Source organism: Rhodococcus sp. OK302 (assembly GCF_002245895.1).
Taxonomy (GTDB): domain Bacteria; phylum Actinomycetota; class Actinomycetes; order Mycobacteriales; family Mycobacteriaceae; genus Rhodococcus_F.
In genome coordinates this window covers 4,342,650-4,355,798 of record NZ_NPJZ01000001.1, presented here as the reverse complement: position 1 = coordinate 4,355,798, position 13,149 = coordinate 4,342,650, and the positions used below count along the sequence as shown (strand labels likewise).

Annotated in this window: 11 protein-coding genes and 1 pseudogene; 5 read left to right on the top strand and 7 right to left on the bottom strand. The window is 61.9% G+C overall.

Translation table 11 applies throughout. The annotated features are described in order from the left end of the window. Positions 1-43 precede the first annotated feature (43 nt). From BDB13_RS19990 to BDB13_RS19980, 3 genes are all read left to right on the top strand, one after another. On the top strand, positions 44-2,353 hold the full coding sequence (locus BDB13_RS19990) for a serine/threonine-protein kinase (protein ID WP_094273306.1): 2,310 nt from the start codon (positions 44-46) through the stop codon (positions 2,351-2,353). Between the two features lie 348 nt (positions 2,354-2,701). Next, positions 2,702-3,013, top strand: a complete 312-nt coding sequence (locus BDB13_RS19985; protein WP_094273304.1) for an ArsR/SmtB family transcription factor — start codon at positions 2,702-2,704, stop codon at positions 3,011-3,013. Positions 3,014-3,126: 113 nt separating this feature from the next. Then, positions 3,127-4,302 (top strand): MFS transporter, encoded by a 1,176-nt coding sequence (locus BDB13_RS19980; RefSeq protein WP_094275051.1) that lies wholly within the window; start codon positions 3,127-3,129, stop codon positions 4,300-4,302. A 351-nt stretch (positions 4,303-4,653) separates the two neighbouring features. Here BDB13_RS19980 and BDB13_RS33840 read toward each other — a convergent pair. From BDB13_RS33840 to BDB13_RS19955, 6 genes and pseudogenes are all read right to left on the bottom strand, one after another. Then, a pseudogene (locus tag BDB13_RS33840) lies at positions 4,654-4,843 on the bottom strand (amino acid permease); the annotation flags it as partial. 22 nt (positions 4,844-4,865) lie between these two features. Continuing rightward, positions 4,866-5,945, bottom strand: a complete 1,080-nt coding sequence (locus BDB13_RS19975) for a sulfite oxidase (RefSeq protein ID WP_094273302.1) — start codon at positions 5,943-5,945, stop codon at positions 4,866-4,868. Between the two features lie 41 nt (positions 5,946-5,986). After that, positions 5,987-6,850 (bottom strand): enoyl-CoA hydratase/isomerase family protein, encoded by an 864-nt coding sequence (locus BDB13_RS19970; protein WP_094273300.1) that lies wholly within the window; start codon positions 6,848-6,850, stop codon positions 5,987-5,989. Positions 6,851-6,874: 24 nt separating this feature from the next. Next, a complete protein-coding gene (locus BDB13_RS19965; RefSeq protein ID WP_094273298.1) occupies positions 6,875-8,206 on the bottom strand; it encodes a Dyp-type peroxidase in 1,332 nt (443 codons plus the stop codon). 30 nt (positions 8,207-8,236) lie between these two features. Continuing rightward, positions 8,237-9,361 carry a DUF4331 family protein gene (locus BDB13_RS19960; protein WP_094273296.1) on the bottom strand — a complete coding sequence of 375 codons (1,125 nt, stop codon included), beginning with the start codon at positions 9,359-9,361 and terminating at the stop codon, positions 8,237-8,239. Between the two features lie 22 nt (positions 9,362-9,383). Further along, positions 9,384-9,932, bottom strand: a complete 549-nt coding sequence (locus BDB13_RS19955; RefSeq protein ID WP_094273294.1) for a hypothetical protein — start codon at positions 9,930-9,932, stop codon at positions 9,384-9,386. Between the two features lie 512 nt (positions 9,933-10,444). On the opposite strand from BDB13_RS19955, the gene BDB13_RS31725 reads away from it, so the two are divergent. Both BDB13_RS31725 and BDB13_RS32215 read left to right on the top strand, forming a co-directional pair. Beyond that, positions 10,445-11,413: a hypothetical protein gene (locus BDB13_RS31725; RefSeq protein ID WP_141210670.1), complete on the top strand. Its 969-nt coding sequence runs from the start codon at positions 10,445-10,447 to the stop codon at positions 11,411-11,413. A gap of 204 nt (positions 11,414-11,617) precedes the next feature. After that, a complete protein-coding gene (locus BDB13_RS32215; protein ID WP_094273290.1) occupies positions 11,618-11,818 on the top strand; it encodes a hypothetical protein in 201 nt (66 codons plus the stop codon). 353 nt (positions 11,819-12,171) lie between these two features. Here BDB13_RS32215 and BDB13_RS19940 read toward each other — a convergent pair whose 3' ends face one another. Next, entirely contained in the window at positions 12,172-13,047 is an 876-nt protein-coding gene (locus tag BDB13_RS19940; protein ID WP_254922890.1) for a PaaX family transcriptional regulator C-terminal domain-containing protein, read from the bottom strand. Positions 13,048-13,149 lie beyond the last annotated feature (102 nt).

Below are 13,149 nucleotides of genomic sequence, written 5' to 3'. Positions count from 1 at the left end.
ATTGCCTCGATTCATCGTGCTCGAGGTGCGGAGCAGAAGTGTCATGAATGAACGTGGTGCGCAGGCCAGTGACGCGACAGTCGCAAGCGGGCCCCTGACCGAACGGGGCACCGTCACCGAGTTGCGTCCGTCCACACCGACAGCGGTGAGTTCGGGACTTGTCGATACTGACGGGCTCAACGGATCTGACGGACTGGGTCGGCTGGTCGGGGACTGGGAGGCAGGACGAACTCCGTCCGACCTGAGCGACTATCTGCCCGATCCCGCCAAGATTCGTCGGGCCGCGCTGATCGCTCTGGTCGGTATCGATCTGGAATACCGCTGGCTGAAAAGTGATCGCCCGAAACGGCTAACGGAATATTGCGCCGAGTATCCGGAATTGCTTGAAGTACCACTACCGGCCGAGCTCCTGTACGAGGAGTTCCGGCTACGGAAGCAGGGCGGCGAGGGTGTCGTGGCGGCTGAGTATCTCACCGAGTTCCCTTTGCAGGCAGAGAGTTTCGAGAAACTGTTCGACCGTGATTCGATGGCTGGTCGGGAAGACGTCATGATGTTGGGACTCTCGGGTTTCGGCGAGTTCGAGATCGGACAGCACCTGGACGATTTCGAACTGGTGTTGGAACTCGGGCACGGCGCGTTCGCCCGAGTGTTCCTCGCGCGGCAACTCTCGATGCAGCGATGGGTTGCGTTGAAGATCTCGCGCAACGTCGGAGTCGAGCCGCAGACTCTCGCCCAACTCGACCATCCCAACATCGTTCGCGTCTTCGATCAACGACTGCTCGAGGAACGCGCACTGCGAGTCCTGTTCATGGAATACGTGCCAGGTGGGACCCTGCTCGATGTGGTCAAACTTGTCCGCCTGACACCGCCAGCGCAGCGATCCGGACAACTTCTTCTCGATGCCATCGATCAGACTTTGGCGACGAAGGGAGAGATGAAGCCGAGCGAGACGAGTTTACGGAGCGAGGTCGCGGCGATGTCGTGGCCGGAGACTGTGGCCTGGATGGGAATGAGACTGGCGGATGCCCTGGAGTACGCGCGTGAGCACGGCGTACTGCATCGGGACATCAAGCCGGCGAACGTACTTCTCAGCGTCGAAGGCATCCCCAAACTCGCCGACTTCAACGTCAGCTCGAGCGAGGAGGTCTCGACCGAGGACGCTGCATGTTTTGTCGGAGGCTCGCTTGCCTACATGTCTCCGGAGCAGTTGGAGGCCTGTGCGGTCGGGGCGCCTGGCACGCTCGACACCCGCAGTGACATCTATGCACTCGGCGTGATGCTCTGGGAACTCCTCACTGGGAGTAGGCCTTTCACGGACGACGGAACGGGGGAGAAGCCGCCGTCGCCCCAGATGGCACTCGAGGCCCGCCGCCGCAGAGTTGATCCCGAGGCCCGGTTACCTGATGACTGTCCGCCGGCGCTGCGTCGAGTTCTGGTGAAGTCTCTCTCTCCCGAGAGAGACGGAAGGTGGTCTGGTGGACGAAAGCTGGCCCGTCAGTTCGCGCTGTGTCTGGACCGATCTGCCCGCAATCTGGTCGACCCACCGGAAGGGAGCCCACGTTCCACATTGTGGAAGTGGGCGCTGCCGATCCTGCTCGCCGCGATCGGAATTCCGAATCTCATGGCGGCGGGCTACAACTACTACTACAACAAGATGCTGATCATCTCGGGGCTTTCGCCTGAGGCTCAGCAGCACCTCGAGCAGGTTCATCTCGTCATCGGGGTGGCTGCGTTCTCTCTCGGCGCCGCGGCGATCCTGTATTGGTGCCGGCTCGCGCTCACCGTGCCTCATGGACTGCGTAGCGGGCAGACGTACAGCGCGGAGGTCTTGAACAAGGCGCGTACCGCGACGCTGAATGTCGGCCACCGTGCGGTGGTGATCGCTTTCGGTCTGTGGGTCCTGGCCGGCATCGCATATCCAGTAGCACTGCAGATTGCTGCCGGAGGTATTCCGCAGCGCGCCTACGTGCACCTGATGTCGTCGCTGGCCGTCTGCGGCGCCGTCGCAGTCGCGTATCCGTTCTTCATCCTGACTTACTACTCGGTTCGCTGTCTGTATCCGATCTTGTTGTCACACGGCGAGTTACGAAGCGACGACGGACGCGATATTCGATCGCTGGGTCGGAGCAGTACACGGTACCTCGCGGTGGCGGCGTCGGTTCCTCTGGTGGGAATCGCGGGGCTAAGTTTTGTCGGTTCGGGTGCCGGCGAGGAACTCAACGCAACCGTCCGTGTGTTATGTCTGGGCGGGATCGCTGGATTCATCGTTGTATACCAACTGTTTCGACGGATCGAGAGTGATCTCCGTGCACTGCTGCGCGTCGTGTCCCTCGAGGTGTCGGCGTCTCCGTAGTCGCCTGTCAATCGCGTTGGCTTACTTGGCGACCAGGCGATCTCATCCAATCCCCGTCAGGCGACGTGATATCCCAGTGTTACTGCAGCCGGCAGTCGGCAGTCGGCGGTCGGCGGTGGCCTTGGTCGACCGGCACACGCGCATCGCGCACGACCGAGGCCGGTCTTCCCCGGCGCCAGCGAAGGGCCACGACTTTTTTCTCGTAGGTTTGCCGAAGTGCGAGTGTCGTAGCCCACTTCATTACCTGTCGCGTGACGCACATCCCTCATTGCACCTTTCAGGCTTGACTTCGTCAGACATATCTATGAAAGTAGATGCGTTCCGGTTGGTGGCGGGGAGGTGTGGTCAGTGGATGCTTTGGCGATCTTCAAGGCGCTGTCCAACCCCACCCGCCTGCAGATCATGGAGTGGCTGAAGTATCCAGCAAAGTACTTCGACGAGGATTCGTACACCCAGCAGGATCTCGGATTCCATATTGGCGTCTGCGTCGGTGATATCCAGGCTCGATCCGGCCTTGCGCAGTCGGTGATCTCTGGGTATCTGCAGGCCATGAAGGACGTGGGCCTGCTCGAGTCCGACCGTGTCGGGAAGTGGACGTACTACCGGCGAAACGAAGCCATGATCGACGAGTTTCGGAAATTTGTTCGCGACGAACTGTGACAGTTCGTTTCCGTCGGCGGTCTTTATGTTGACAAGTTTTGGAGCAAACATATCTACATATCTAGATATTTATCTTTGAAGTGCCCGGTGTGGCACGGTGGGAGGAAATTGTCGTGAAGTCGAAATTGTTGATTCCGGTCCTGGCATTGGGCGTCTTCGGAATCATCACGACCGAGATGGGGATCATCGGGGTTCTGCCCCAGATCTCCGAGAAGTTCGGCATCAGCACATCCAGTGCGGGATGGTTGGTCGGTGTATTCGCACTTGTCGTGGCAGTGACGGGTCCGTTCATGACGCTCGTCGCATCGGGAATCAACAGGAAAACCGTTCTGCTGGTGGCGATTGCGGTGTTCGCGGTATCCAATCTGGTTTACGCGACGACATCGAGTTTCGAGGTGATGTTCGCTTTCCGAATCATTCCCGCCGTCGCGCATCCGGTCTTCTTCGCGGTCGCACTTGCGAGTGCGGTTCGTTCGGTGCCGCCGGAGAAGGCCGCCGCTGCGACGACGAAGGTGTTTGCCGGTGTCACAGTCGGATTCGCCTTCGGTGTGCCGTTGACGTCGTATCTGGCCGAGAACTTCTCGGTGTCGACGGCGTTTGTCTTCGGTGCCGGAATCAACGTTCTCGCGTTCGTGGGAATCATGGCACTCCTGCCCTCGTCGCCGGTGACGCAACAGATGTCGTACGGTGCGCAGGTCGGGATCCTACGACGGCCGCGAGTGTGGTTGACGGTTATCTCGGTTATGTTCGTCTTTTCTGCCATGTTCTCGGTGTACGGCTATTTCGCCGAGTATCTCGGTGACGTGACGGGGATGAGTGGATCGTGGATCAGCGCGATGCTCTTGGCTTTCGGTGTTGTGATGATCTTCGGGAACTTCGTGTTCGGAGCGATGCTCGGGAAGAGCGTTGTACGAACGGTTGTAGCCTTTCCGGTTCTGTACGTCGTGGTGTACGTGCTGATTTATCTCGTGGGTCCGCACTCCGTCCCGATGATTGTCGGTGTGTTGATCTGGGGAGTGGTGCATTCGGGCGGGCTGGTCGTCTCGCAGAGTTGGATGGGAAGGGATGCCGTAGATGCACCTGAATTCGGCAACAGCTTGTTCATCTCGTTCTCCAATCTGGGGATCACGGTGGGGACGATGGTCGGCGGATGGTTTCTCGGACACCTGGGAACGCGTCAATTGGTTTGGGCCGGAGTGCTGTTCGCGGTACTCGGGCTGATGACAATCACCGCCCGGTTGGCGCTCGGAGGAGTTCACCGCGAAAGCGGTGCCAGAGTTCCGGTGTAGGTTTTCGACAGTGGTTGCGCGAACTCGCCGCGTGCGTTCGTCGCCAGAATGTTAGGCCACCCGGGGCAATCTGCGAGCATAGAACGTACCGGCTGGCCTACCTTTTCCTGGAAGCGGCAAATGTCTCAGCCTCGAAAGGTTGGGGGCTTCTGTCGTGCAACGGGTTTACACAGTCAGTCTGCTGGGCACCTAAGGCTTGCTGCGGCGAATCTGTGGGCAGATTCCGCCGCGCCTGACCCGCTCTCCGGCTGTCACTCGCCGGAGGGCGGGTCCTTCCCACTCGTCCAGCGGGGGCGTCGCCGGACCGCACACGGTGCCCGACTGCTGCGCCTACACCAGCCGCAGGCGAGTTCTCATGCTGGTGGTGGCCGCCAGAATCGCTACGACTATCCCGACAACTAACTCGGCGCTATGCGGACTCCGAATCTCGGATGTACCTCAGTCAAGGTGTGGGGAAGATGCGCCGTCTCGGGCCGGCGAACGATGTTCGTGGGACACCGAGTATCAACGAAAGCATCGAGCCGAGGGCTGCAACGACAGCGCTGGATCCTCTCCTCCGTAGGTCATCGACGATCGACATAGATGACTTCGATGGCGTTGTTTCCGTAGCCCAGCCGGTTCCACTGCGGAACGTCGGGTTGTACGTTCCCCGCGGCGTCGGTCGCTCTGACTCTCAGGGTGTGCCTCCCGACGTGGCTCGGCTCCCAGTCGAACGTCCAGGCCTGCCAGTGGTATCCGCTTCGGGATGGTTCCAGCTGGGCCGGCTGCCAGTCGCCTTCTCCGGTGACGCTGACGTCGACGCGCGTGATGGGGCCGGTTCCTGACCATGCCTTCCCCCGGACTGTGTATGCCCCGGAGCCGATGATCGAGCCCGGCGCTGGGTCGGTGATGCGGGCGCGTACCCGCATCAGGGTCACAGCTTCGTGGGGTCGGTCCGGCCACTCGTACATGTAATGGCCGGTCTGGAACTCTCCGGTGTAGGGCTCGGTGAGCACATCGATCCGCTTCAACCATTTCACCGACGCCACGGCGTACCAATGGGGCACGATCAATCGGAAAGGCGCGCCGTGGTCGGAACCCACAGGCTCCCCGTTCATTTCATAGGCGATGAGGATTCCCGACGCCGGGTCCGTGGCGAGCGAGAGTGGCAGGGAACGGATGAAGGTGAGGTTCTCCTGGTCAGTGTCGGGGAGGATCGCCTGGAGGTGGTAGGGCCCGTGGTCGGCCCCCTGGGTGAGGATTTCCACCCCCTGCGCCGATGGCTCGACCTTCGCCAGTACCTCGTGGAGGAGCGCGCCCTTCCATCGTGCAGTGGAGACGGCGTAGTCACCCCAGGGCTCACCGGTCGGCAGCGGCCGCATGTCCAGGCGGCCATTGCCTGCGCATTCCAGGGTGACAGTGTGTTCGTGGGCCGGCATCGCGCGCAGGTCGTCGAGAGTCAGGACGGTCGGATGGCCCACCGCGCCACCGATCTCCAGGGTGCCGTCGTGAGCGGGCACCGCGAAGTTGCTCCGCACATAGTGGAGCTCGGTCGGCGTGATATTGCCGGCGAGCGCCTCGGGCGGCGCCTCGGCGTTGTAGGGCGCGGGGTTGATCATCACTAACGCGGCGCGTGCCGCATCGAGATTATGGGCGACGGTCATGGCTCAGCCTCCTTGGGCAGGTCAAGAACAGAGTTGGTTCCTTAGAAGTCGGAGTCCTTGAAGGTGGGCTCGCGGCCGTCGTTGAAGGCTCCGATGCCTTCGACGCGGTCGGGATGGACAGCGGAGCGCCAGTGGGCGTCCATCATGATCGCGATCGCCTCCTCGATCGGCTGGCCCTCGCCCAGGTGCACCGCGCGCTTCACGGCCTGGACAGCGGTCGGGGAGTTGCTGGCGATCTTGTCGGCGACCTGCTTGGCTGCGGACATCAGCTGGGTGGGATCGTGCAGCTCGTTGACCATGCCGAGTCGGTATGCCTCCTGTGCAGATACTGCGTCCCCGGTCATGAGCATCTGCAGTGCCTTGCCGCGTGGCAGGAGGCGGGGCAGCAGTGCCGGTGATCCGCCGCCGGCTGCTAGGCCGAGCATGGCTTCGGGTTGGCCGAAGGTCGCGTTGACGGAGGCGATGACGAAGTCGGTGCTCTGGGCGAGCTCGCACCCTCCGCCGTAGGCAATCCCGTTGACTGCGGCGAAGATCGGCTTGCGGAGCTGGCGAACTGTGTAGAGGGTGCGGTCGAAGGCTTGGCGTTGCCGCAGCCAGTCCTCCTTGGTCATGGCTTTGCGTTGGCGCAGGTCGCTGCCGACTGAGAAGGCGCGGTCTCCGGCGCCGGTCAAGATGACGACGCGTACCGCGGTGCGAACGGCGATCTCCTCGACGACGTCGGTCAGCAGGGCGCCCATCTCGGTTGTGATCGCGTTGTCGGCGTGGGGTCGGTTAAGGGTGATCAGGGCTACTCGGCCGTCGGAGAGGTAGTCCAGCAGCACCGGCGCCTCGGTCTCCTCGACGTCGGGCGCCGGCGGGCCGAAGTCGAGCGCTGCCCAACGGTCTGTGCTTGATGTGCTCATCATGCTTCCTCTCGGGGTATGGACTTGTCATGTGTCCAGTTCGGCGAGCCAGCGCAGCGCCCGCAGGCTGGGGGCGAAGCAGTACTCGCCGCCGCGAGTGACCACGAACGGTGGCAGGTTCTGCAGCCTGCGCCGGATCGGCCGTTGAGGGATGGTGAAACCACTGGACCCGTCGTGCGGTCCGACCAGGGGGTCGGACTCGAGCGGAGCGCCGATGAAGATGCCGTCGTTGAGCCACTGGGTCTTGACGAACTCGAACTGGCGTTTGAGATTGGCGCCCGCGAAGACGAAAACGATCCCGCGGTCGCTCCCGTCGTCCTCGACCACGCCGTCGGGGAGCATCGGTCCATAGCTGGTGCCGCGTCGGATCATCCGGTGGCGCCGGACGTCCACGCTGCCGTCCTGGTCCAGCGCGTCACGTGGGTTTGCCCTGCGTGCGTGGGCTCCCACCGGGCACTTGAAGCCGCGTGGGTCATCGCCGAAGAGGAAGTCGTTGTTGCGCTGTGGGTCGCTCCCCAGCTCGGGGTCGTCCTGGTCGGGGGAGAGTGCGAGCGGGGCGCCGCTCTGCCAGCGCCCGACCATCTTGGCGCCGAGGAGGTTCTCCTCTTCACGGCTGGCCGCCTTGGCGTGGAGGTAGGTCCGGTAGGCCGCTACCTTCGTGTGCAGCTTTCGGAACACGACATAGGTGCCGTTGCGGCCCAACACCTCGGGGGTGGGCATCGGTGGCAGCTCGCCCGTCTCGTCGGGATAGCCCAAGACGATCTCGCCGGCGTTGAGTGGTCGCTCACGGGGATTGGTGGGAGGGCGACCGCTTCCCTCGACGGAGGGTTGGCCGATCCCGTCCTTGAAGCCGAAGGAGGTTCGGCCCGTAGCGAGCTGGTAGCAGTCCTGACGCCAGATCAGCTGAACGCCTGGAAGCTCGATCTGGGCGCGGCGGGCCTTCTCGGCAGCTGCGGCGAGCTGCTCCTTGTCGGATGAGAGAACAGCGATTGCAACGTGCACATCGGCGGAGCCGAGGGGTTTCTCCCAGTGGTGGGGGGCGCTCTCGCCGACGTCGCCCAACACCGCTGCGCGGGCAGCCATCCCCTGCCTGAACTCCGGTGCGAAGCTATCCAGTGACCCTTGCGGTACCCCGAGGGCTTTCAGTCCGTGGTACGTGAAGGCGACAGTGAGTGAGGTGTTGTCCGGGGTGTCGGCGGCTCCGGCGAGGTTGACGATCCCGTGCAGCCGTCGGACGAGCTCACGGCCGTCGGCGCGGTCGTCGATGCGTAGCAGGAGGTAGGTTCCGACGTACGGGGAGGGACGTTCGGACAACACGCCGGCCTGGATGTCGTCGAGTTCGAGGGTTACGCCTGTCATGTCGGTCACCGTCCCATCCGCTCTTAGTTCTCAGTGGTGCTCAGGGGGTTCGGGCGGGTTCGGGTTCGGCGTCGCCAGGTAGGGGAAGTTCCGGGTGGCCGGTCGGGTGGCGGAGTCGACGCCGTCGCGGATGGTGGGGCCATGGCCGGCGTTGACCAGCTGGGTGAAGATCGTGTCCATCACGTCGTCGTTCAACGTCCGCCCCCCGCACGTCTGGTGAGCCTCGCCGCGCCGCGCGGCGAGCTCGATCTCGAGGAACGTGCCGTGCTCGACATAGGGCTTCGTGACGTCGACGATCAGGTAGTCGGCGAGGATGAGGTCCGTGAGCGGGTGGCTGCCGTTCGCTTCGGCATGCCAGTCCACCTTTCCGTCCAAGCCATCCCAGAAGGCGAGGTTGGCGTCCAGTCGCGCGCGGTAGGCGCCTTGGTAAGAGTCGCCGAGGTGGAACGCGTCCTCCATGTTGTACAGGTCGCGGATCTCCAGATCCCGGTTCACGGGGTCGAACTCTTTCGGGGCGAGCATCATGTTCTTCACCTCGGGGCGGCCCACCCGTTCGATCCTGACGTTGAAAGTTCCCCGGGTGAGGGTCTCGGCGACGACGCCCACGAGATCCCGACCCCACAAGAAGCTGGTGTCGATCTCAACGACGATGCTGAGCACGTTCTTGCCGTCCAGGAAGATCGACCCGGGATCGGTGAAAGCGAGCTCGCGGTTCGCGATCGTCGCCAAGGCGGCGCGGGCATCCATGATGAACGGATCCCAGCGTGTGCCAGCGAAGACTCGCACGCCGCGGCCAGAGCCGCCCTCCAAATCGTTGACGAAGAAGGGGATCGATTCTCCCGACGGACTGACGCAGGTGCCCTGCTGCTGCCGGTCGCCGGCACCCGGGGCGACGAAGACGCAATCCACGACGATCTCCTCCTCGCCTGGGACGAACCCCCACCCGGCATCGTTCGGACTCGGCGGGTGGAGTGGCCGCAGCCGGAAGCGGTACAGCAGACCATCGGAGAACAAGTCGGAGGGCTTGGCCATCGGCATGGTATTCAAGACCAGCACGAGACAACCCGGCTTCTCGGGGCTCGGGAATGTGTACACGTCCGTGATGTCCGCGATCGGGTTGGACAGGGCGCGCGGCCCGGAGATGTGGTCCGACATAGGGTTCCCGTCTCTGAAGCGGTTAGTCGCCGGCCTCGTCCACCAGCGGCTTTAGCGCCGGGTGCTGGAGAATCTCTGCGGCCTGGGGGTGGTCGAGAACCTGTTGGAAGCGCTCGTTTACTCGCTGAGCCTTCCGAATTTCTTTGACGGTGCCGCCGTAGTTCCGGGCGTATGCGACTGCCGACTGCTCGGCGTCGAGGATAAAGGCGCGCAGGGCGGCCAGATCGGGAAGCCCGTCGTATCCCTCGACGTGACGAAAGATGACGTCGAACAGCGCCAGTGTGGGCCCAGAGGTGAAGAAGTCCTCCATGTAGGCGTCCCACGGCCCATCGAAGCTGGTCACGAACGCCAGCCGTGTGTCGTCGTCGAACATGACGAACCGCGCCTCGTGGATTGTCTGGACCGCCATCCCGTAGTCACCGGGCCGGTACCCAGGCGTGTCCTGCAAGTCGACGAGGGCAGCGCGCAATGACGGCCCCTGGCCCGGCTTGAGGCGAAAGAACAGACTGAACTCGCTGGTCGGACCGACACTCAGGCCCGGCTGTGGCACTCCGCGATCAGATGCGACCATGTGTGCCACGATAACAAACCCCAACCGATGCGGAGCAGAAATCGCAGATAAAGATCCTGCCCGTTGAACCGGGTCTGAACTGCGGAAACGCGAGCCAGTTCCGGCAATGGTCAATGTCTTGGGTTGCCTTGGAAAATCTGGCACTCGCCATCTGAAATGGCTCTGCTCGGTTGGGACGTGGCCTTGGTGATGGTCCTAGTGTTCGTGGCTGTAATTGGTGAAGCGACGAATTGTGAATTCGTTGCAGGTTACTGTGAGATGGCGGGGGATTGCCTCAGTGGCTCTGTGGGAACGGCCGATTTGCGTACCGCAGTTTCGTTGCTACAGAACAGGATTCAATGTCGATAGGTCATCCGGAATCCTTGAGAAGGGGAAGCTGCAGTGGGTAGGTGCAGTGGGTAGGTGCAGTGCGCGGTGTCGAATGCGTCGATATTTTCGGTAGATCGGGTCGAACTGATCTCGGTGTGCGTCGAGAGACGTGCTTGACCACGAATTCTTCTCATTCTCCGCAAATGGAAACGAAGCGTGATGGGCGGCGGCAGGCACTGTCAAGTTGTTGGGATGTAGCGGGTTTCGGGTGCAATGGGGAATTCTTGGACCGGAGTTCATGCTGCTGGGAATGGCTCGGCGACCTGACCAAACACCTGAAATCGGGTGCGCATTTCGGCACGGTGATCGGTGGCGGTCATACGGTGCCCACAGAGGAACATAGACCACTCTTGCGATTTCGCTTCTCCAATGAGCACCGAATTTGGCAGGATGAGTCGGTGAGCACAATGCCCCCGACGATGAATCGTCACGAGAGGTTTCACAAAGCGACACAAAGAGGCCCGTCGACGACCAAGCAGTTCCTAATTCTGGCGATGGGCACTGCTTGCGCTACCATTATGGCGTTCTCAGGCACTCGAATCGTCGAACCAGTTTGGCTGATCGGGCTGATCCCACCACTACCTTTGTTCTTTCTCGGATTCATCGCCACTGCTTCGTGGCGGCTAAATTCCTCCGTGAGTGGACGTGTACGCACAGTAATCGGGCCACTGGGGTATCTCGGGTGCGCTTCCGTTGTAGCCGGGGCGATCTTGGTAGCCGAAGATATGAGCGAAGCACCGAAACTGGTTGGCAGAGTGCTGATCGCGTTTACGTGCTTGCTGGCCTTTCTCGCGGTCGTCGCGTTTGTGGCACGCCGAGTGAGTCGGAATTCGATTGAAAAGCAACGCAATCGAGGCATGCGATCGATCGGAGTCGTCACTGACGATGGACTGGCCGGTTTTCCGAAGACTCCGAACCCGAAACTTGCAAACATCACGGTGCGGTTCATCGACAACTCAGGCGTGGAGCGATGGCTCACGCCGACCGCCTACCAGATTCCTGCCCAGCCGATCAATATCGACGACGAGGTCACCGTCTGGTTTGATCCCGAGAATCCTGGTGATATCTCCAAATCGTTGTCGAACGGGATAACGGCGTCTCACGCGTCATGAAGACCACATAGCGTGAACTTTCGTTCTTCAGGTCTGCGAAATCATCAGGAAGCCTGCGAGATTCCGTTCAGGGAATGAGCGATGTCAGCACTTTGTCGGTCGGGTAGTGAAGGCTAAGAACGTGTTGAGAACTCGTGATCGTAGCCGGTGCTGTGGGCCAGAACGATTGGTGGGCTCCTCTCCTGCGTTGAACAGTGATTACCAATGTCGCTGACCCGCGTCCAGGAGGCCACGAATGCCATCATTGCCGAGCATGATGTGCCCGTCCTGCCCGATCCGTCGTGCAGGCTTTGCTGTGCGGTGCATCCGTCGTCGTTGTGGGCCGACGCCCAGTGGGTGATCCTGGAACCGTTACTGCCACACTCGGGCAACGTGACAGGCCCGAGAAGCATTGCTGCAGAATGATTTTGATCTTCTATCGTTTACGCGGTCCGGGGAGTTTTCATATGGCGGCAGCGACCGGGGTCGGTATCTCCGAGATTGGTTGGAACAGTCGCTCTGATTTTCCGCATAGCTATGCCAGCGCGACCAGTGATGAGTACGCGCGTTTGGCTGTCGTCGGGAGAGCTTCCCGAACGCTCCTTCGAACGATCCTGGTTCTGCTGAACTTTGCGTGGCCACTTGGCGTGCGCACTGTCGAGCGAGCCGCCATAAGGGGAGCTGCGATGGTCCATGACTCCGAGGCACTCAGGGCGGGAGCTGCGTTGTTCGCCGTGTCTGTACTCGCGGGTGGCTATGAGCCCAGTCTGCCCGTCGAATCATCCGTCCGTCACTTCTCGGATCACGTCGGAGTAGGTGCGGAACAACCGCGGCGATGCAGCAGGGGTGTTGGTGCGCAGCAGGTGTGACCAGCAGTCGGCGACCAGGGTGCGGGCTTGTGTTCCGCTCCAGGGCTGTGGGAGCAACTCGGCAGGCAGTAGGGGGTCCGGGCTCATGGCTCGGGTGAACTCTGCAGCCAGTTCGATTGTGATGGTGAGCAACTCGGTATGCGTCAGTCCTCCGCCGCGTAGGCGGTCGAGGCGGCGTTGTGCGACGTCGGTGAGGCGTTGATGGCCTGCTGCGATCGCGTCCAGCGGCCACAGTCGTGCGGCCACCTCTGTGGGTGTGTCGGTTCGGCCGGTGCGGAGTTCGGAGGTGGTGAAGAATGTGAGGTGGTCGAGTACGTCGAGCTGGATCGCCGCGTCCTCGATTCGGGGTTCCCAGTGGTTTGCCGAGACATACAGGCCGCCTTGGATCGGTGCCCCGCCGAGGTGGACAATGGTGTCGCGCAATGAATCTCGTGCGATTCTGGCTTTTTCGGGAACTGCGAATGCAACCAGGTGCCAGTTGCCATCCCACGGCGCCGCGCCGCGGTCCTGCTGGTACATGTAACGCAGGAACTCGACATCGGGTTCGATCGAACGGCGCGTATCCTCGGTCGGTTGCAGGATCGCCCTGCGCCCACGGCCTTCCTGCGTGAACTGCCCGTCGGCGACCATCCGTTTGATGCACAGTCGGACCTGCTGATCGGTCATTCCGAGCGCTGCCGCGACCGAGTAGAGCTCACCCGCATCGACCGTGGCGTCCGCCCGGACCATGCTCTCCACGAGAACGCGGGTCGGCACCTCAACCTTGTCGTGGGACCACTCGTCCACTCGTCACTCCTGCCTGTCCTGCGGGATTCCTCCCGACCGCAATTCGTTCAACTATAGTACGTTCACTATCAATACGACCGTTTATGATCTGATAGTTCAACG

What these genes read in the sequence shown, in the direction of transcription:
- BDB13_RS19990 (WP_094273306.1), top strand. Translation starts at nt 44, where the DNA reads ATGAATGAACGTGGTGCGCAGGCCAGTGACGCGACAGTCGCAAGCGGG.
- BDB13_RS19975 (WP_094273302.1), bottom strand. Translation starts at nt 5,945, where the DNA reads ATGACCGTCGCCCATAATCTCGATGCGGCACGCGCCGCGTTAGTGATG.
- BDB13_RS19970 (WP_094273300.1), bottom strand. Translation starts at nt 6,850, where the DNA reads ATGATGAGCACATCAAGCACAGACCGTTGGGCAGCGCTCGACTTCGGC.
- BDB13_RS19965 (WP_094273298.1), bottom strand. Translation starts at nt 8,206, where the DNA reads ATGACAGGCGTAACCCTCGAACTCGACGACATCCAGGCCGGCGTGTTG.
- BDB13_RS19960 (WP_094273296.1), bottom strand. Translation starts at nt 9,361, where the DNA reads ATGTCGGACCACATCTCCGGGCCGCGCGCCCTGTCCAACCCGATCGCG.
- BDB13_RS19955 (WP_094273294.1), bottom strand. Translation starts at nt 9,932, where the DNA reads ATGGTCGCATCTGATCGCGGAGTGCCACAGCCGGGCCTGAGTGTCGGT.
- BDB13_RS31725 (WP_141210670.1), top strand. Translation starts at nt 10,445, where the DNA reads ATGGAAACGAAGCGTGATGGGCGGCGGCAGGCACTGTCAAGTTGTTGG.
- BDB13_RS32215 (WP_094273290.1), top strand. Translation starts at nt 11,618, where the DNA reads ATGTCGCTGACCCGCGTCCAGGAGGCCACGAATGCCATCATTGCCGAG.